The 19,581-nt window shown below is 39.2% G+C and carries 15 protein-coding genes and 1 riboswitch; of the genes, 10 read left to right on the forward strand and 5 right to left on the reverse strand.

Annotation, left to right across the window (positions count from 1 at the left end; genetic code table 11):
* The first annotated feature begins 94 nt into the window (after nt 1–94).
* The 9 genes from U859_RS0126715 to U859_RS0126755 all read left to right on the forward strand — a co-directional run bounded on the left by U859_RS0126715 (nt 95) and on the right by U859_RS0126755 (nt 10,802).
* Nucleotides 95–661 (forward strand): hypothetical protein, encoded by a 567-nt coding sequence (locus tag U859_RS0126715; RefSeq protein WP_025146296.1) that lies wholly within the window; start codon nt 95–97, stop codon nt 659–661.
* A gap of 37 nt (nt 662–698) precedes the next feature.
* The gene (locus U859_RS0126720; protein ID WP_025146297.1) at nt 699–1,454 is read left to right on the forward strand and encodes a Bax inhibitor-1/YccA family protein; all 756 of its coding nucleotides are present in this window, start codon (nt 699–701) and stop codon (nt 1,452–1,454) included.
* Nucleotides 1,454–1,627 (forward strand): hypothetical protein, encoded by a 174-nt coding sequence (locus U859_RS32115; RefSeq protein ID WP_162800061.1) that lies wholly within the window; start codon nt 1,454–1,456, stop codon nt 1,625–1,627. Before U859_RS0126720 ends, U859_RS32115 begins: the two co-directional genes overlap by 1 nt.
* Nucleotides 1,628–1,744: 117 nt before the next feature.
* Nucleotides 1,745–1,850, forward strand: a riboswitch (SAM riboswitch).
* 134 nt (nt 1,851–1,984) lie between these two features.
* Complete coding sequence (metH, locus tag U859_RS0126730; RefSeq protein WP_025146298.1) at nt 1,985–5,686, forward strand: methionine synthase; 3,702 nt, start codon at nt 1,985–1,987, stop codon at nt 5,684–5,686.
* 159 nt (nt 5,687–5,845) lie between these two features.
* Nucleotides 5,846–6,799: a methylenetetrahydrofolate reductase [NAD(P)H] gene (gene metF / locus U859_RS0126735; RefSeq protein ID WP_025146299.1), complete on the forward strand. Its 954-nt coding sequence runs from the start codon at nt 5,846–5,848 to the stop codon at nt 6,797–6,799.
* Between the two features lie 207 nt (nt 6,800–7,006).
* Nucleotides 7,007–8,398, forward strand: a complete 1,392-nt coding sequence (locus tag U859_RS0126740; protein WP_025146300.1) for a pyridoxal phosphate-dependent decarboxylase family protein — start codon at nt 7,007–7,009, stop codon at nt 8,396–8,398.
* Nucleotides 8,399–8,443: 45 nt separating this feature from the next.
* Nucleotides 8,444–8,746 (forward strand): hypothetical protein, encoded by a 303-nt coding sequence (locus U859_RS0126745; RefSeq protein WP_025146301.1) that lies wholly within the window; start codon nt 8,444–8,446, stop codon nt 8,744–8,746.
* 78 nt (nt 8,747–8,824) lie between these two features.
* The gene (locus U859_RS0126750) at nt 8,825–9,238 is read left to right on the forward strand and encodes a tail fiber domain-containing protein (RefSeq protein ID WP_025146302.1); all 414 of its coding nucleotides are present in this window, start codon (nt 8,825–8,827) and stop codon (nt 9,236–9,238) included.
* A 139-nt stretch (nt 9,239–9,377) separates the two neighbouring features.
* On the forward strand, nt 9,378–10,802 hold the full coding sequence (locus U859_RS0126755) for a sugar MFS transporter (protein WP_025146303.1): 1,425 nt from the start codon (nt 9,378–9,380) through the stop codon (nt 10,800–10,802).
* Nucleotides 10,803–10,900: 98 nt separating this feature from the next.
* On the opposite strand, the gene thrC is transcribed toward U859_RS0126755, so the two are convergent.
* The 5 genes from thrC to thrA form a co-directional block, all read right to left on the reverse strand.
* On the reverse strand, nt 10,901–12,208 hold the full coding sequence (gene thrC, locus U859_RS0126760; RefSeq protein ID WP_025146304.1) for a threonine synthase: 1,308 nt from the start codon (nt 12,206–12,208) through the stop codon (nt 10,901–10,903).
* A gap of 91 nt (nt 12,209–12,299) precedes the next feature.
* Complete coding sequence (locus U859_RS0126765) at nt 12,300–13,280, reverse strand: homoserine kinase (protein ID WP_025146305.1); 981 nt, start codon at nt 13,278–13,280, stop codon at nt 12,300–12,302.
* A 46-nt stretch (nt 13,281–13,326) separates the two neighbouring features.
* Nucleotides 13,327–13,965, reverse strand: coding sequence for a LysE family translocator (locus U859_RS0126770; RefSeq protein WP_051584787.1), 639 nt, complete (start codon nt 13,963–13,965; stop codon nt 13,327–13,329).
* Nucleotides 13,965–14,417 carry a DinB family protein gene (locus tag U859_RS0126775; RefSeq protein ID WP_025146307.1) on the reverse strand — a complete coding sequence of 151 codons (453 nt, stop codon included), beginning with the start codon at nt 14,415–14,417 and terminating at the stop codon, nt 13,965–13,967. The genes U859_RS0126770 and U859_RS0126775 overlap by 1 nt, the downstream gene beginning before the upstream one ends.
* Before the next feature lie 4 nt (nt 14,418–14,421).
* Entirely contained in the window at nt 14,422–16,875 is a 2,454-nt protein-coding gene (thrA, locus tag U859_RS0126780) for a bifunctional aspartate kinase/homoserine dehydrogenase I (RefSeq protein ID WP_025146308.1), read from the reverse strand.
* Nucleotides 16,876–17,773: 898 nt separating this feature from the next.
* Here thrA and pckA point away from each other — a divergent pair.
* A complete protein-coding gene (gene pckA / locus U859_RS0126785; RefSeq protein ID WP_025146309.1) occupies nt 17,774–19,369 on the forward strand; it encodes a phosphoenolpyruvate carboxykinase (ATP) in 1,596 nt (531 codons plus the stop codon).
* The last annotated feature ends 212 nt before the right edge of the window (nt 19,370–19,581 follow it).

Consider the following 19,581-nt stretch of genomic DNA (forward strand, 5'->3'; position numbering starts at 1 on the left):
AATTGAATGATAGAAGGATTGAAGAAACGAGTGGGCGATGAAAATAAAAACATTCACTCATTCAAAACTCAATCATTCATTAATTACAAAGAGCATGCACGAGATTGAGCCTTATTACCAATGGAGAGATGATTATATTTCGGCAGAAGATGAGCGTTCGCCATTTTACAATACCGAATATTCGGAACTTTATTTTGATAAGCAGATATATAACTTTTTATTGCACCCTCAATGGGATGAATTTGGTTCGAATACGCTTTACATGAAGGTATTGTACGCCGATTATGACCGCAGTTATGCCATCATCGAATTTATAGGCGAATGGAACGACGCCATTAACAACGATATTATGCTAATGAAACGTGATATTTTAGAACTGATGATGGATGAAGGCATTAATAAATTTATCCTGATTGGTGAAAATGTATTGAATTTTCATGCCTCTGATGATAGTTATTATGAAGAATGGTTTCAGGAAGTAGAAGATGGCTGGATTGTTGGAGTAAATTTCCAGGAGCATGTAATTACTGAGTTTAGGGACAATAACATCGATTATTACATTAACTTTGGGGGCGCTTTTGATAACCTGCCCTGGCGTACATTAAAACCCCTGCAGTTCTTTAAAAAAGTTGAAGAACTGCTGACAAAAAGATTAAACTAAATACTTATTTTTATATAGTTAATACACAAAATTTAAAATGGAACAACAAAATTATCAATATCAAGACAACAGTGTTTTTGTACAGGAAAAATCTGTTTCTAAAAAATTCTTTGCAAACGTATTCTTATGGATGTTCGTTGCATTAAGTTTATCTACAGTAGCTGCGTATCTTTTTGGTACCAACGAACACTTAATGCAGTATCTTTTAAATATTAACCCTGCAACCGGAAAAGTGAGTATGTCAATCTTTGGCTATATCGCTATGTTTGCACCACTTGGCCTTGTTTTATTGATGGGTTTTGGTTTAAGCAGATTATCATTACCGGCATTAATTGGGGTATTTGTGCTTTATTCGGTGCTAACAGGGGTAAGTTTAAGTTTTATTTTATTAACCTACACTTCAGGTTCAATAGTGAGCTGTTTTGCTGGTGCTGCCGGTATATTTGGTATCATGGCCGTTATGGGTTATACAACTAATATCGATCTAAGCAAGTTTGGCCCCATTTTAATGGTTGGTGTAATTGGTTTAGTGATTGCGAGTGTAATTAATATGTTTATCCAGAGCGAACAGTTCAGTTTGTTTATGGCTTTCATTGGTATTGCCATATTTACAGCGTTAACTGCTTACGATGTACAAAAAATAAAAAGGATCGGTGAAGGGATTGAGGCTAGTGGCGAGCAGGTTCTTCAGATCGAATCTAAGAAAATGGCTATTGTTGCCGCTTTATCTTTATATCTGGACTTCTTAAATATCTTCCTTTTCCTATTACGTATTTTCGGGAGCAGAAAATAATGAATAAAATTTTAGCTGTTATTGGTTTCATATTAGTTGGAGCAGGCATTCAAGTGCTCATCAAGCTTTTTATAACAGAAAACATCTTTGTAGTAAGTTTAGGAAGTGGGATTTGGATAGGCTATATGGCAATTTGGTATAATAAGAAATTTGGGAAAAAGATAGTCAGCTAATTTTAGAAAAACAGAACAATATTCTTAAGGCTGCGCAGTTTTGCGTGGCCTTTGTAATTTTATTTGGTAGCGAAGCGATAAATTTTGGAATTGATGTAGCTTTGTTGCATTTTTGTATGCTTATTAAGAAAGACGGAGGGATTAGACCCAACGAAGTCTTAGCAACCTGTAACCATACAAGGTGCTAAATTCTATCCCGAATAAATTCGGGACCAGATAAGTTTAGGATTACGATTCACGTACCAACTTTTTAGATAAGCCTTTCAGAGACTTGAGATAACAGATTTGAGATTTGAGACAATGCGTCTAATCAACTCTCATATATAACCTCTCATATCTCAAATCTTACAACAACAAATGGGTATAAGAGAAGAATTAGAGAAACGTATTTTGGTGATTGATGGTGCAATGGGTACCATGATTCAGCGATATACTTTAACCGAAGAAGATTTTAGGGGAGAGCGATTTAAGGACCATCCCTGTGATGTAAAAGGCAATAATGATTTGCTTAACATCACACGTCCGGATATTATAAAAACGATACACCTGGAGTATATGGCGGCTGGTGCCGATATTATCGAAACCAATACTTTCAGTACGCAACGCATTTCCATGGCCGATTACCAGATGGAAGACCTTTCTTATGAAATGAGTTTCGAAGGGGCACGCGTAGCAAAAGAGGCTGCAGATGAGTTTATGGCTGCAAACCCAGACCGTAAATGTTTTGTAGCTGGTGCCATTGGCCCAACTAACCGTACCCTTTCTATGTCGCCAAATGTAAACGATCCAGGTTTTAGGGCAGTTTATTTTGACGAGTTAGAAGAAGCTTATTATGAGCAGGTACGTGGTTTGGTAGATGGAGGCTCTGATGTATTATTGATCGAAACCATTTTCGATACTTTAAATGCTAAAGTGGCCATTGTGGCCATTAAAAAATATGAAGAGGTTATCGGCCGTAAACTGGAAATCATGATTTCCGGAACAATTACCGATGCCTCTGGCAGAACGCTTTCCGGTCAAACGGCAGAAGCTTTTTTGAACTCTGTAATGCATGCTAAACCATTAAGTATAGGTTTTAACTGTGCATTGGGGGCAAAAGAAATGCGTCCGCACATTGAGGAGTTAGCCGCAAAAGCGGGATGTTACGTTTCAGCCTATCCAAACGCCGGTTTACCGAATGAGTTTGGTGCTTATGATGAGCAACCGCACGAAACTGCACATTTGGTAGATGATTTTATTGCCTCTGGTTTTGTAAATATTGTAGGTGGTTGTTGTGGTACCACGCCAGAACATATTGGCTGCATTGCCAAAAACGCCAGAAAAGCTGAGCCGCGCAAAATTCCGGTGCTCGAACCTTACATGCGTTTAAGTGGACTTGAACCAGTTACCATCACCCCAGATAGTATTTTTGTAAACATCGGAGAAAGAACGAATATTACCGGATCTCCGAAGTTTTCCAAATTGATTTTGGGTGGCGATTACGAAGCCGCATTAGCCGTCGCTTTACAACAGGTTGAAGGCGGTGCACAGGTGATCGATGTAAACATGGATGAGGGGATGTTGGATTCGGAAGCAGCAATGACCAAATTCTTAAACCTCATCGCTTCTGAACCTGATATTGCTAAATTGCCTATTATGGTCGATTCATCTAAATGGTCGGTTATTGAGAATGGCCTAAAATGTTTACAGGGAAAAGGAATTGTAAACTCCATTTCCTTAAAAGAAGGAGAGGATAAATTCCGTGAGAGTGCCCGTAAAATTATGCAATACGGTGCTGCGGTTGTGGTAATGGCTTTTGATGAACAAGGTCAGGCCGATAATTACGAACGTAGGAAAGAAATCTGTAAAAGAAGTTACGATATACTGGTACATGAAATCGGTTTCCCACCAGAGGATATTATTTTCGACCCGAATATATTAACCGTTGCAACCGGATTAGAAGAGCATAACAATTATGCTGTCGATTTTATAAATGCCACCCGATGGATCAAAGAAAACCTCCCATATGCTAAAGTGAGTGGAGGGGTTTCGAACATCTCCTTCTCTTTCAGGGGGAATAATACTGTCCGCGAAGCGATGCATTCTGCATTTCTTTATCATGCTATTCAGGCCGGTTTAGATATGGGTATCGTAAATGCGGGTATGTTGGAGGTTTATCAGGAAATTCCACCTGAGCTACTGGAAAGGGTAGAAGATGTACTCTTAAACCGTAGAGATGATGCAACGGAGCGCCTGGTAGAATATGCCGATACCGTAAAATCGAAAGGCAAGGAGGTTGTTAAAGACGAAGAGTGGAGAAAAGGATCTGTTGAAGAAAGGTTATCACATTCTCTGGTAAAGGGAATTGTGGAGTACCTGGATGATGATGTGGAAGAAGCCAGACAAAAATATGCCCGCCCGATTCAGGTCATCGAAGGACCATTGATGGACGGAATGAACATTGTCGGTGATCTTTTTGGTGCCGGAAAAATGTTCTTACCTCAGGTGGTGAAATCGGCAAGGGTAATGAAAAAAGCAGTAGCCTATTTATTGCCGTTTATTGAGCAGGAGAAACTGGATAATCCTGATCAGGATCAGAATTCATCAGCAGGAAGGGTATTAATGGCTACGGTTAAAGGCGATGTACACGATATCGGAAAAAATATTGTCGGCGTGGTATTGGCCTGTAATAATTTCGAAATTGTGGATATGGGTGTGATGGTTCCTGCACAGGAAATTATCAAAAAAGCCAAAGAAATTAAAGCCGATATTATTGGTTTAAGTGGATTGATTACGCCATCGCTGGATGAGATGGTTCACTTTGCCAAAGAAATGGAGCGTGAAGGTTTCACCATTCCATTGATTATTGGTGGTGCCACAACTTCTAGGATTCACGCTGCAGTAAAAGTAGCGCCCAATTATTCCGGGCCAGCCATCCACGTATTGGATGCTTCGAGAAGTGTTACTGTTTGCAGTACCCTGATGAATCCTGAAACAAAAGATGATTATGTTGCGGGCATTAGGGCCGAATACGATAAAGCACGTGAAGCGCATTTAAATAAGCGATCTGATAAACGTTTTAAAACCTTAGAAGAAGCGCGTCAAAATAAATTTAAGATTGATTTTAAGCAAGACTTGCCTGTTCCGGAATTTACGGGTACAAGGGTTTTTGATAATTATCCTTTAGAAGAACTGGTTCCTTACATTGATTGGACACCCTTTTTCCACACCTGGGAGCTTCGCGGCAGTTATCCTAAAATTTTCGATGATAAAAATGTAGGCGACGAGGCAAAGAAACTTTTTGATGATGCACAGACTTTGTTAAAACGGATCCTCGATGAGAAATTATTAACCGCTAGAGCCGTAATCGGTTTCTGGCCGGCGAATGCTGTAGGAGACGATATTCAGTTGACAGTTGATAGTTCCCAGTTATCAGACGGCTCCAAACTGAAAACTGAAAACTCCCAACTGGTAACTATCCATACCCTCCGCCAACAGGCCGAAAAAGTAGATGGACAGCCATACTATGCTTTATCTGATTTTATTGCGCCAAAAGAAAGTGGAATCCAGGATTATTTTGGTGGTTTTGCAGTAACAGCGGGTATTGGGATTGATGAACTGGTAAATGAGTTCGAATCCAATTATGATGATTACAACAGCATCATGGCTAAGGCCTTGGCCGATCGTTTGGCTGAAGCTTTTGCAGAACGCCTGCACGAGCGCGTACGTAAAGAATATTGGGGTTATGCACAGGATGAAAATCTGAGTAACCAGGAACTGATTAAGGAAGAATATGCAGGTATCCGCCCGGCACCAGGTTATCCTGCCTGTCCGGAACACACCGAAAAAGGAACTTTATTCCAATTGCTGGATGCAGAAAACAAAATCGGATTGCATTTAACCGAAAGTTATGCCATGTATCCAACAGCTGCGGTAAGTGGATTTTATTTCGCACACCCCGATTCGAGGTATTTCGGATTAGGAAAAATAACCAAAGACCAGATTGAAGATTACGCCATCAGGAAAAATATGCCGGTTGAAGAAGTGGAGCGGTGGTTAAGTCCGAATTTAGCTTATTAACCTATCGCTTTGTCATCCTGATCCGATAGCTATCGGATGCAACGAAGGATCTCTAAGCGAAGAACATATCATTTTGATGTTAGCAGTCATCAAAAAACAGGAACTGCCATTATGTTTGAGATGCTTCATAAGCATTCAGCATGACAACCAAACCAGGTTATGAAGATTACAGACCATATAAAAAACGCAAAGGGTAAAACCTTATTCTCTTTTGAATTATTACCACCTGTAAAAGGACAAAGCATCCAATGGATTTACGATGCGATAGAACCACTATTGGAATTTAATCCTCCTTTTATTGATGTAACATCGCTTCGTGAAGATTATATTTATAAAGAGCAGGCAAATGGTTTGCTCCAAAAGGTATCTTATCGCAAGCGCCCGGGTACCATTGCCATTTGTGCGGCCATTATCCATAAATATAAGGTTGATGCAGTACCACATTTAATCTGCGGTGGATTTACCAAAGAGGAAACCGAAAATGCGCTCATCGATTTACAGTTTTTGGGTATAGATAATGTTTTGGCATTACGTGGTGATGCCCGTAAAGCTGATGGAAATTTTGTTCCAACTCCTGGCGGACACTGTTATGCTACAGACCTGATTGAGCATATCAAAAATCATAATGAGGGTAAATTTCTGCATGAAGATGTAGAAACTTTTAAAAGTGATTTTTGTATTGGCGTTGCAGGTTATCCAGAAAAACATTTTGAAGCCCCTAACATGAGCACCGATTTCAAATACCTGAAAAAGAAGGTAGAGGCAGGTGCGGAGTTTATCGTAACCCAGATGTTTTTCGATAACCAGAAGTATTTCGATTTTGTAAAGAAATGCAGAGAGAACGACATCAATGTGCCGATTATACCAGGCCTGAAACCAATAAGTACCCTATCGCAGCTAAATGTGCTGCCTAAGATTTTCCATATCGATTTACCTGATGAGTTAACCGATGCACTATCGCATGCCAAAAATAACAATGAGGCTAAAGAAATCGGTACAGAAGCCATGATCAAACAATGTAAAGAACTAATTGATTTCGGTGCTCCGGTATTGCATTTTTACACCATGGGCCGCCCCGAGCAGACTAAAAAAATTGCGAAAGCTATTTTTTAGTAGACCATCGTTAGTCGGGATTTGCAATCCCGTCTTTAGATATCTTTTAATGGATTTCAAATCCACAGCACAGTGCGACGAGATTGCAAATCTCAACGAACAAAAGAGGCACGAAGCAATCTAAAGCACTGGGTTAATTAGCGATCGTGTAGGATTGCTTCGTGCCTCGCAATGACATATTTTTCTTTATTCCTTAAACAGATCACTATGAATAATTTAAATATCGACCAACAAAATCTCGATGCCATACTAGCCGAGGTTAAAAAACAAGGAATTGATTATTTAAACCATATTCATGAACGGTCAACAGCCAGTTCGGGAGAAGTGCAGATTATTGGTGATTTAAACGAGCAAGGTACTGGTGCTATTGAAGCCTTAAAGCAATTTAATCAGCGTTTTGAGCCCATTATGGTGGCATCATCAGGACCGAGGTATTGGGGTTTTGTAACCGGAGGAACAACACCTGCTGCTATCGCAGGCGATTGGCTCGCAACCATATACGATCAAAACACACAGAGCGCAAAAGGAGGCGGAGATATTTCTGCTACAATCGAACTCGAAACCATTCAGCTGTTGCTTTCGCTATTTAATCTCCCTAAAGATTTTTTTGGTGGATTTGTAACGGGAGCCACTTTATCAAATTTTACTTGCCTGGCCGTTGGCAGGCAATGGATTGGCAAGCAGCTGGGTAAAGATTTTGCGAGAGAAGGGGTGTCGGGTAATGTAAAGGTACTATCTGCTACACCACATTCATCTGCTATTAAATCATTGTCGATGTTAGGTTTGGGCAGTGGCAATTTTATTCAGGTAAATGTAATGCAGGGTAATCGCGAAGCTTTGGATGTTGCTGATCTGGAACTGAAAATCAAAGCACTAAATGGCGAACCATTCATTTTAATTTCAAGTGCCGGAACAGTAAATACGGTCGATTTCGATGATTTTGAAGCCATAAATGCATTAAAAGAGAAATACAATTTCTGGTGGCACATTGACGCAGCATTTGGCGGTTTTGCGGCTTGCTCTCCAAAATACGACCACTTGGTTAAAGGCTGGGGAAATGCCGATAGTATTACGGTAGATTGCCATAAATGGTTAAATGTACCTTATGAAAGTGCGGTATTTTTTGTAAAGGAAAAACATCAGCTGTTGCAGGTAGAAACCTTTCAGAATTCAAATGCGGCTTATTTGGGAAATCCTATGGATAACTTCAGTTATCTTAATTTTCTACCCGAAAATTCCCGCCGCTTAAGGGCTTTGCCTGCTTGGTTTACCTTAACGAGTTATGGAAAACAGGGTTATCAGGAAATTGTAGAGCGGAATGTTGACATGGCTCTACAATTTGCCGGTTTCATCAGCGAAAATCCAAACTTCGAGCTGTTAGCGCCTGTCCGTTTAAATACGGTTTGTTTTTCTTTAACAGATGAAAGTTTAGTTCCATCATTCTTAACTAAACTAAATGCAACCGGAAAAGTATTTATGACCCCTACATTTTATAACGGAAAGAAGGGGATCCGAGCCGCTTTTGTAAACTGGAGGACAAAAAATGAAGATATTGAACTGGCTACGGTTGCCATGAAAGAAATTCTTACAGAACTTTAACCTTAAATTTATTGTTTTAAGGGCGTATAACTTATATTTGTATCAATGAAGTTTAATACCCTTAAATACATCATCATTAGCTGCATTGCACTAACTTTTTTTCTAAAAGTAAGTCATGTGATTTCGTATTTGAGCTATTCTGCAGATTGTATTGAGGTTTTATCTACTAATGATGATGCTACCGAAAAGGAAGAAAAGAAAGTAGAAACCGAATATGCTATAAATCAGATCTTACTTCATACCGATATTTATTTCCCGCTCCAAACTGTTAAGAAGGTAATCATTCCTGGTCACGCTTTTAAATTGGCTTATTTCCCCGAAGTTTTAACGCCACCTCCTTCTATTTAGCATATCCTTTCAGTTTATTCTTTGTTTCGCATAACAGTGAAGCAAATAGTCTATTTTAAAAATTACAAATAATAAGATATGAAACGAGCAATTTCATTCGCAGTGCTGTTAGCCGCTGCTTCATTAAAAATCAGTGCACAAGAAGTTGTGCAAAACAATATTAAACCTGTAGAAGATGCTTTAAGTCGGGTTACTAAGCTCGAGCCGGTAAGTTTTAATTACGATAAAGCCTGGGCCGAAAAATTAAAATTATCTGCCAGGCCACAATATGGTTTCATAGGTGCTGATGCTAAAGCCACTGTTCCGGAAATCGTTTCCGTACAGGCTAAAGATTATCCGGCAGGTAAAAATGCATTTAAAAGTGCAACCATTACCAAGGTTGATTATGAAAGTTTAGTTCCGCTTTTGGTAGCGAGTATAAAAGAACAGCAGCAACAAATTGAAGAACTGCAGCGTGAGCTGAAAACATTAAAATCGCGAAGCGCCAAATAATAATAGATCCCGATGAAAATCGGGATTTTTTTGTCTGATATTAGTTGCTGAAAGTAAAAAAATGGTAACTAATCTGTGGTTAAACCCTCCTAATGTAATTATTGGGCTAGCTTTACCCAATTAAATAATTTAAATATAAATGAATAACAAAATTGCCGAAAGCCAGTCTCGATCAAATTACGCCGTTCCCTTAGTTACCATTACCCTTTTATTTTTCATGTGGGGGTTTATCACCTGCATGAACGATATTTTGATTCCATATTTGAAGCAGCTTTTTAAATTGAGCTTTTTTGAATCGATGCTGGTGCAATTTTGTTTCTTCGGTGCTTATTTTGTAGGTTCACTGATTTACTTTTTGATTTCTTATACCAAGGGTGATCCGATTAATAAAGTCGGGTATAAAAAAGGAATTCTTTTTGGAATCGTACTCGCCGCCATTGGCTGTGCTTTATTTTTCCCAGCAGCAACTTATTCGGTTTATCCATTGTTTTTAGGAGCATTGTTTGTATTGGGTTTAGGATTTACCGTCCTTCAGATTACGGCTAATGCCTATGTTTCATTATTAGGCCCGGAGGATAGTGCCTCTAGCCGTTTAAATTTAACACAGGCCTTTAACGCTTTTGGAACTACCATTGCCCCAATTTTAGGTGGCCACCTGATTTTCGAATTCTTTTCGGAAGCCGATGGAAGTTTCAGTGCCTCTGCCACACGTATTCCTTATTTAATTTTTGCCGCAATATTATTATTGGTTGGTCTGCTTATTTTTTATGTAAAACTACCTTCATTTCAGCCTGAAGAGGAAGAGCAGGTAAAAGGCTTGGGGGTATTAAAATTCCCGCATTTAACCAGGGGAATTATAGCCTTGTTCTGTTATGTTGGTGCCGAAGTCGCTGTGGGCAGTTTTATCATTAGTTTTTTAAGGTTACCAGAAATAACCGGATTGGATGAGGTGGTGAGTAAAAATTATTTATCCCTTTATTGGGGCGGGGCAATGATTGGACGTTTTGTAGGCTCAATTTCCCTTAACCATACACTAAGCCAATCGAAAAAGATTATTTATATGTTGGGAACTGCTGTTTTGGTGTTTGCCTTAATTTATGGCATTGTTGATTTAACTTTTGCACAGATCAGTTTTTTCCTGGTATTTATTGCTTTAAATTTCTTAGGATTTTTAGTTGGTAAATCTGCTCCAGCAAGAACGTTAGCAATTTTTTCTGCTATAAATGTACTGTTGTTGATATCAGCAATGGTAAACAAAGGCGAATTGGCGATGTACAGCGTTTTGGGGATCGGGATTTTTAATTCGATTATGTTCTCGAATATTTATACGCTGGCGATTGCTAAACTGGGTGCTTATACCAGTCAGGGATCGTCGCTATTGGTAATGGCCATTTTAGGAGGTGCCATTATGCCGCTTATTCAGGGGGCTGTTGCCGATAAAATCGGTGTTCATCATTCATTTATATTGCCATTGATCTGCTACCTGTTTATCTTGTATTTCGGTATTTATTGCTCGAAACGGTTGAAAGGTATCGAGCAGACGAGTATGAAATCAGGACATTAATTTCAAAATACGTCATTCCCGCGCAAGCGGGAATCTTAATGCTTATTCATGTGCATTAGGATTCCCAATCAGGTTGGGGATGACGATCAATATAATTATTACCCTTTAAGTAAGTAACCCTTAAATCCTTCAAAATCCACACCCAACTGATCTGCATGTTTAGGTCTGCTTTCCAAAGCTTTTACCTGATCTGGGATTTCTATTTTAGCTGCAATATCCGCCGGGAAAATATCCGGGAACTTACAGGCATGTGCAGTAGATAAGAAAACAGCCACACTTTCATCAGATGGATTTTCGTTTCTGTATTTTTCAATTGCCAAATACGCAATCGCTGTATGCGGACAGGCAACATAATTTAGTTTATTGTCGAGTTCTTTAATACCTCGTAATGTTTCTTCGTCAGTAAAGCGATAAGAAGTAACCACTTTTTTAACCGCTTCTACATCCTGATCAAAAAGATCCATAATACGTACCCAGTTGCTTGGTGCACCAACATCCATGGCGTTTGAGTAGGTTTGTGTAGACGGTTTCGCTTCATAAACACCACTTTCTAAAAAGCGGGGAACCGTATCATTAACGTTGGTAGCGGCAATAAACTGTTTAACTGGTAATCCTAGTTTGTAAGCCAGCAGGCCAGCACCGATATTTCCGAAGTTTCCACTTGGTACAGAAAATATTACATCATTTAAGCCTTGCTTTTTCAGTTGGGCATAAGTATTGAAATAATAAAAGGTTTGAGGAATCAACCTTGAAATGTTAATTGAATTGGCTGAGGTTAACCGGAATTTTGCATTCAGTTCATCATCTGCAAAGGCTTGTTTTACCAAAGCCTGGCAATCATCAAAAGTGCCTTTAACTTCAACGGCTCTTATATTTTCTCCATTGGTAGTCAATTGTAATTCCTGTATAGGGCTTACTTTTCCCTCCGGATAAAGGATCGTTACCCTGGTATTCGGAACGCCTAAGAAACCCAGAGCTACAGCTCCGCCGGTATCACCAGAAGTAGCGACCAAAACATCCAAGAGTTGTTCACCATCTTTTAAGAAATAAGCCAGTACACGGCTCATAAAACGGGCGCCGAAATCTTTAAAGGCCAAAGATGGACCATGAAATAATTCCAGAACAAAAGTTTTATCATCTAATTTTACCGCCGGAGCTTCAAAATTAATCGCATCATCAATTAAAGCTTTTAGATCTTCTGCAGGAATTTCATCTTTTAATAATGTCGAGGCTACTTTATAAGCAATTTCAGGTAGAGAATACTTCTCAATATTTTCGATAAAATCTGTATCAAGCTGCGGGATTTCTACCGGCATATATAAGCCTTTATCCTGCGGCATACTGTTAAAAACGGCTTCTTTAAAAGAAACACGTAAATCTTTATTATTGGTTGAGTATAGTTTCATGTTTAAGAGGTTGGGGGGCTGGAAGGTTAAAGGTTGAAAGGTTTTGGGCTTTTAACCCTCAGCCTTTATGCCCTCTACCTTCCAGCCTTATTTACATCACCTTCGGTCCTTCCGCGTTAACCGGAGAAACAAAAGCTTTGCTGTTAATATTTATTTTATGTAGGTGTTGCTGTTGCGATTTGGTTATTTTTCTGGCCGTCTCTTCGTCTTTGGTTAAGGCAAATACAGATGGGCCAGAACCTGAAATTCCGAAACCGATTGCCCCGTTTTCCATTGCCAGTTTTCTCATTTCTTCAAAACCAGGAATTAGTATCGAACGTGTCGGTTCTACCAAAACATCTTTCATACTGCGGCCAATCAGGTCAAAATCATTCATAAACAATCCGCTAACCAAACCTGCCACATTTCCCCATTGGGTAACAGCATCTTTTAAAGCAACCTTACTGCGTATCATCTGGCGTGCATCTTTGGTAGGTACATCTACTTCAGGGTAAACAATTGCGGCATACATGCCTGCAGGTGTGGGTAACGAAATTACATCGAGTGGCTCGTAACTTCTCACCAACACAAATCCGCCCAATAAAGCAGGCGCAACATTATCGGCATGGCCATAGCCACAAGCCAGTTCTTCGCCTTTCATGGCAAAAGGAACCAATTCTTTGGCCGTTAATAAATCGCCCATTAATTTGTTAATGGCAAATAAACCTGCAACTGTACTGGCCGAGCTCGAGCCCAATCCGCTACCAATGGGCATTTTTTTGTGCAGTTCAATTTCTACACCCACATCTAAACGATCGATATGTTTTAAATAATGCTGCACACTGGCACTTACCGTATTTTTAGCAGCATCCAATGGTAAACGGCCGTCATCGCCGGTAATTCTTTTGATCACTACTCCTGGTGTATCGGTAAAACGCATTTCCACTTCGTCACCCGGTTCATTTACTGCGAAGCCCAGTACGTCGAAACCACAAACAACGTTTGCTACAGTTGCGGGCGCAAATACCCGGATAGAAGTGCCAACTTCTAAATCCGCTGGAGCTAGCTCATTATCATTTATATTCTTTTGCATCTTTTAATACTGATTGCCTTATTGGCTGTTTGGTAAAACTTAAATGTTATTTTTTGGTTAAGGCTATTTTTAGCCCCAATAGAATAAATACTACCCCTGAAGTTTTGTTCATCCAGATCTCGATATTTTTATTTCGGTTAAAGTGCTTAGCTACGTTGCTTCCTGTTAATGCTAAAAATGAACACCAGATTAAGGTAATGAAGAAAATAATAAGACCAAGTAACAAATAGGGGACTGGATTATTAATCTCTTTGCTATTGATAAACTGGGGTAGAAATGCAAGAAAGAAGAGGGCTATTTTAGGATTTAAAATATCACTAAGAAGCGCCGTAAAAAACATTTGTTTCATTCCGGTAACTTTACTTTCAACGGGCTTTATCTCAACGTGTTCATCTTTGCTGGCAAAAGACCGGTAGCCCAGGTAAATGAGATAGGCTGCGCCCAGGTATTTAACTATGCTAAAAGCAATGGCTGATTTCGATAAAATTTGAGAAAGGCCAAATGTAGCTGCACAAGTATGTACAAGCAAGCCCAAACTCACGCCTAGAGCAGAGTATAAACCTGAATTTTTCCCTTTAGAAATACTTCTTGTTAAAACCATTATGGTATCTACACCGGGCGTAATAACCACTATAATAGCAGCTAATATAAATGCACCTAAATTTTCGATTCCTAACATAGCCATTATACCGTTATTTGCTTTAAATGATATTTTAAATGCAACACATAATCTTCAATAAAGTAAGAAAGTGTGTGTAGATCTATTTTCCCTTTACCTGTATCGCAATTGTTTTGCAGCTTTTCTTCCGGAATATTTTCAATTACCCGGCAAATCTGATCATTCAACAATTTCCAAAGCATTTTAACATCAGCGATATCAGTTCCCTGATAATTTTGATAAAGCACCCATTCATCCTGATGATAAACAATTTTAACACCCTGCTCATACTGGCCAACAATTAACCGACGGATATTATTCGATGCACTATCGATCAAATGACCCAATAATTCTTTTTTAGACCATTTTGAGGGTTGCGGTTTATCGTTCCAGGCTTTTTCCGTGATGTTTTCAAAATCAATCATTGCCTGATCAACCAGGCTTAGGATTTCATTTTTATGCGTTAAAACCGGATTCATTACACTAGTTGTTTAAAGTACCAACGTTAATGATATCCGCAAAAACACCGGCGGCCGTTACTTCTGCACCTGCACCAGGACCTTTTACCACCAACGGACGGGTTTTATAACGGTCAGTAGTAAAAGAAATAATGTTGTCACTTCCCGATAGCATATAAAAAGGATGAGTATCATCCACCATTTGCAGGCTGATCTCTACATTGCCATCTTCCAATTTACCGATATAGCGTAAAACCTTTCCCTCACTGGCTGCAGTTTGTTTCAGGTTTTCGAAGTAAGCCGCATTAGCTTGTAGTTCCGAATAAAAGTCTTCTACCGATGTCGCATTTAAACAGGCTTCTGGCAAAATATTATCGATTTTCACATCACTGGCTTCTAAAGGATAACCTGCATCGCGGGCAAGGATCAGCATTTTACGCATAAAATCTTTTCCATTTAAGTCATCGCGAGGGTCTGGTTCCGTATAGCCTAGTTCTTGTGCTTCCTTAACTGTTTCATAAAAACCGGCTTCTCCTTTAAAATTATTGAAGATGTAAGAAATCGTTCCTGATAAAATAGCTTCAATCCGGGCAACCTTATCGCCGCTCATCATTAACTCTTTAAGTGTGCGTATAATAGGTAAACCAGCACCAACATTGGTTTCATAATAAAAATCGACACCAAATTTACGGGCGGTATCTTTAAATGATTTATACTGCGCATAACCTGCAGAGTTTCCTTTTTTATTACAGGTTACCACAGAAATGCTGCTTTCGAATATGCCCTGATAAAATTCTATTGGCGATTCTGCAGCGGTATTATCCACAAAAACACAGTTGGGTAAGTTTAAAGCTTTCATTTTGGCTACAAAACCTGCTAGATCTGCTTTTTCACCATTTGCATCTAGTTCGGTTTCCCAATTTTCGAGCGATAAACCATCTGCACTGAAAATCATTTTACGGGTATTACTAATGCCGGCAACCTTAACCTGTAAATCGTTATTGGCCGCCAGGAAGGGCATTTGCTCTTTTAATTGATTAAATAAGGTTTTGCCAATGTTTCCTGTACCTAAGCAGAAAATATTTAATGTCCTTTTCAGGTCGGTAAAAAAAGCATCGTGTACCGCGTTAACCGCTTTCGATAAATCATCTTTACTAATGATTACCGAAATATTATATTCAGATGAACCCTGTGCAATAGCCCTTACGTTAATACCATTACGGCCCAATGCATTGAACAAACGTCCGCTCATCCCTGGGGTACGTTTCATGTTTTCGCCAACTATCGCCAAAACAGAAAGGTTATTTTCCACTTCTGGCAGTTCTAATTTTTTAGCATCCAGTTCCAGTTCAAATTCTTTTTTGATTAAAGCAATGGCCTGCGAAGCATCTGTTGGTTTAACTGCGAAGGTAATGCTATGCTCTGATGAAGATTGTGTAATCAATACTACATTGATCTGCTCGCGCGAAAGCAGTGAAAATAATCTCCCGCTAAAGCCTGCCTTGCCAACCATACCGCTACCCGTTAAATTAATGATGCTGATCTGATCGATAGAAGAAATTCCTTTTATCGGCAAACTCGAAGTTTTTACGTCGCTTTTAATATATGTTCCACTAAAATCCGGTTCAAAAGTGTTTTTGATCACAATCGGGATTTTCTTCATAAAAGCAGGGATCATTGTTGGCGGATAAATTACTTTCGCCCCGAAATAACTCAATTCCATGGCTTCAGTATAACTTAACTCCGGTAACGAGAAAGCTTTTTTAACAATACGCGGATCAGCCGTCATCATACCGTTTACATCTGTCCAGATTTCTATTTCCTCTGCATTTAAGGCTGCCCCCCAAACCGCTGCCGTATAATCAGAACCACCACGACCTAATGTAGTTACCCTACCTGCCGCGTTACTGGCAATAAACCCGGTTACAAAAAGTACCTTGTCTTTATTATCCTGGTAAAAATTGTTGATCAGCATTTCAGTCAGCTCCGTATCTACTTTTGCCTGACCAAAGTTGCTATCGGTTTTAATCAGGTCAGAACCATTTACATAAAGTGTTCCACCAAAACTTTGCGAAGCAATATGGCTGATCATAAAGGTAGAGCAGCGCTCCCCATAACTTAAAATCTGGTCTTTCGTTTGCAAACTTAGCTCACGCAGATTAGTTACCGCCTGCAGCAGATCTTCCAGTTCGTTAAAAAAGATTTTTAAACGCGTAAACACCGGGTTCTGTGCTGCAGCAGGTAAAAGCGTGCGGATTACAGCAAAGTGTTTTGCTTCAATTTCTTTTAAATGGGCATCATAATCTTCACCCCGTTCGGCCATTTCGGCCATATCGGTAAGCAAATTGGTTACACCGCTCATTGCCGATAATACAACTACCGGGCTGTTCTTCTGTTTTTCTTCGCCAACCAGGCGTAAGAGGGTTTTAATGTTCTCGGCCGAACCTACGGATGTGCCGCCGAATTTGAGTACTTTCATTAGTTTATATTAGGTTAAACTGTTTGTTGCCGTACCGATCTGTGGTTTAAAATGCTCGTTCGTACAGGTTTCATTCAGCATGGGTTTAAAAAAAAAGCGTCCCGATTTTCATCGGGACGCTTTCTGTGTTTTATGTTTTTTCAATTTACAACAAATTAGCCCCGCTGGTTTATACCGGTGGTAATAATAATCGTTGTAATAATTGAAGTGTTAAATTTCATCTTGTCTTCGTGTACTTTGTACACCGTAAAGTAGAAGATTATTTTTTTAAAATGCAAATGTTTTTTCAATTTTATTTCGAAATTTCTATTAAAACGTTTAAGTAAATGAAATAGCCGCATTATTCATTCTGCTGCTTTGGAGTGCTTGCTCGATTCTTTTCGGAGGGTAACCAAAGGGCGGGGTGGTTTTTGATAATTTGAAAAGATCCTTCAGTATTCCTCCCGATAATGCAGCCCTGCTAATCGCTATAGTCCCGATGGGAGTGCTGTTTTGTTGTTGGGGATTCGGGAGCTGCCGCTTTTATCAGGTTTAATTAACGTGGGCTGGTGCTACTATTTAAGTTGGTTGCCTTTCCAGCGTCTAATTATTCCCCTCTTTTGGAGGGGTGCCCGCAGGGCGGGGTGGTAAATTGATGTTTTTTATCTAAGATGCATAACTTACACTCAATCCCATATAGGTGTGTACTAAAAAGAATTCAAACACACTAAAACCATTTACCAAATTTAACTTAGTGTATTTTTTTAAATTTTTTATGTTCAAAAATACTTTTTAAGTAATTGTAAATGAGATATATAAATCATAGTGTATTTGCTACAATATGTAAAAAATTATGTTTTAAAACTCGTTTTTGTGCAACATAAGTCTTTACCTTTGCTCCACTAACTAACTTATTGTTATGAGCAAAAAGAAACTGCAAGCGCCAGATTTAAGCTACTTAAATCTAGGCGGGAACATTGCTGTAAAGTACCAGTTATCTCCAGAGGAGTTAATTGATGATGCATTATTAAATAATGAAGGTACAATGGCTGCATCGGGAGCGCTGGCCATTGATACAGGGAAATTTACCGGACGTTCGCCTAAAGACAGGTTTATCGTGTGCGATGACGTAACTGAAGACCAGGTTTGGTGGGGCGATGTAAACATTAAAATCAGTCCTGAAAAATTTGATCAGTTATTTGATAAGCTCACGAGTTACCTTGGCGATAAAACAATTTATGTAAGGGATGCTTCAGCATGTGCCGATCCGGATTATGCAATATCCATCCGCGTAATTACAGAAACGGCTTATCAGAATCTTTTTGCTCATCATTTATTTATCCGCCCTGATGAAGATGCTTTAGTCAGTAGGCCAGAGTGGACCATTATTGCTGCGCCAGGCTTCCTGGCCGATCCTGCTGTTGACGGAACCCGTCAGGAAAATTTCTCTATCATCAATTTCACCAAAAAAATGATCTTGATCGGTGGAACAGGTTATACTGGTGAAATTAAAAAAGGAATCTTCTCTGTACTTAACTTCATTCTTCCGGTATATAAGAATACACTTTCTATGCACTGCTCTGCAAATGTGGGCAAGGATGGAGATACCGCTATCTTCTTCGGCTTGTCTGGAACGGGCAAAACCACTTTATCTGCCGATCCCGAGAGAGGTTTGATTGGCGATGACGAGCATGGCTGGGGTAGTGATTCCGTATTCAACTTTGAAGGAGGCTGTTATGCAAAATGTGTTGATTTAACGGAAGAAAAAGAACCTCAGATCTTTAAAGCTATTAAATTTGGATCCTTATTAGAAAATATCAACTTTTTCCAGGGAACAAAAGATGTTGATTACTCCAATATCGATAAAACCGAGAATACCCGCGTAGCCTATCCTATAGATTATATTGATAATGCCATCCTGCCCTCTGTGGCTGCGGTACCGAAAAATATTTTTTTCCTTACCGCTGATGCATTTGGGGTATTGCCTCCAATATCCAAATTAAACGTAGAACAGGCCATGTTCCACTTTATGAGTGGTTATACCGCTAAAGTTGCGGGTACAGAAGCTGGTGTTACTGAGCCCCAGTTAACCTTTTCGGCATGTTTCGGTAAAGCTTTTCTTCCATTGCATCCTTCAAAATATGCAGCTTTATTGGGGGAGAAGATGAAAAAGCACAAAGTACACGTTTGGCTGGTAAATACAGGATGGAGTGGGGGAGCTTATGGCGTAGGTAAAAGGATGAAATTAAGTTATACCCGTGCTATGATCAAGGCTGCCCTAAACGGAGATTTAAATCACCATCATTATAAACAGCATCATGTATTTAAATTAATGATGCCGTTAATTTGTCCGGGGGTGCCCGACGATATTTTAGATCCGTCTAAAACATGGGATAATCAGGAAGAATATTTTTTAAAAGCTTATCAGCTCGCAGATGCCTTCTCAGAAAATTTTAAGCAATTTGAACTGACAAAAGTACCAAAAAGCAGACACGAAGCGTTAAAATTATGTTAAATGCACTTTAAAATGCATTTTTTGAGCGAAAAATTTGCAATTCGATTTTTTTTTAGTTTTTATTGTGAAAGAATTGCCTCGGCTGGGGCAATTTTTTTGTTATACACCCTATGTGGTTTACCGAAACTAAATTCTAAGTAACGATTTAATTGCTTATTGATTTATTAATTTGTAATTTAAAATCAATTTATAAATTTGTTTTTCGCAACAAT

The organism is Pedobacter jeongneungensis (assembly GCF_000633455.1).
Lineage (GTDB): Bacteria > Bacteroidota > Bacteroidia > Sphingobacteriales > Sphingobacteriaceae > Pedobacter > Pedobacter jeongneungensis_A.

Coding starts and splice junctions, on each gene's coding strand:
- U859_RS0126715 (WP_025146296.1), top strand. CDS start 95: ATGCACGAGATTGAGCCTTATTACCAATGGAGAGATGATTATATTTCG.
- U859_RS0126720 (WP_025146297.1), top strand. CDS start 699: ATGGAACAACAAAATTATCAATATCAAGACAACAGTGTTTTTGTACAG.
- U859_RS32115 (WP_162800061.1), top strand. CDS start 1,454: ATGAATAAAATTTTAGCTGTTATTGGTTTCATATTAGTTGGAGCAGGC.
- metH (WP_025146298.1), top strand. CDS start 1,985: ATGGGTATAAGAGAAGAATTAGAGAAACGTATTTTGGTGATTGATGGT.
- metF (WP_025146299.1), top strand. CDS start 5,846: ATGAAGATTACAGACCATATAAAAAACGCAAAGGGTAAAACCTTATTC.
- U859_RS0126740 (WP_025146300.1), top strand. CDS start 7,007: ATGAATAATTTAAATATCGACCAACAAAATCTCGATGCCATACTAGCC.
- U859_RS0126745 (WP_025146301.1), top strand. CDS start 8,444: ATGAAGTTTAATACCCTTAAATACATCATCATTAGCTGCATTGCACTA.
- U859_RS0126750 (WP_025146302.1), top strand. CDS start 8,825: ATGAAACGAGCAATTTCATTCGCAGTGCTGTTAGCCGCTGCTTCATTA.
- U859_RS0126755 (WP_025146303.1), top strand. CDS start 9,378: ATGAATAACAAAATTGCCGAAAGCCAGTCTCGATCAAATTACGCCGTT.
- thrC (WP_025146304.1), bottom strand. CDS start 12,208: ATGAAACTATACTCAACCAATAATAAAGATTTACGTGTTTCTTTTAAA.
- U859_RS0126765 (WP_025146305.1), bottom strand. CDS start 13,280: ATGCAAAAGAATATAAATGATAATGAGCTAGCTCCAGCGGATTTAGAA.
- U859_RS0126770 (WP_051584787.1), bottom strand. CDS start 13,965: ATGGCTATGTTAGGAATCGAAAATTTAGGTGCATTTATATTAGCTGCT.
- U859_RS0126775 (WP_025146307.1), bottom strand. CDS start 14,417: ATGAATCCGGTTTTAACGCATAAAAATGAAATCCTAAGCCTGGTTGAT.
- thrA (WP_025146308.1), bottom strand. CDS start 16,875: ATGAAAGTACTCAAATTCGGCGGCACATCCGTAGGTTCGGCCGAGAAC.
- pckA (WP_025146309.1), top strand. CDS start 17,774: ATGAGCAAAAAGAAACTGCAAGCGCCAGATTTAAGCTACTTAAATCTA.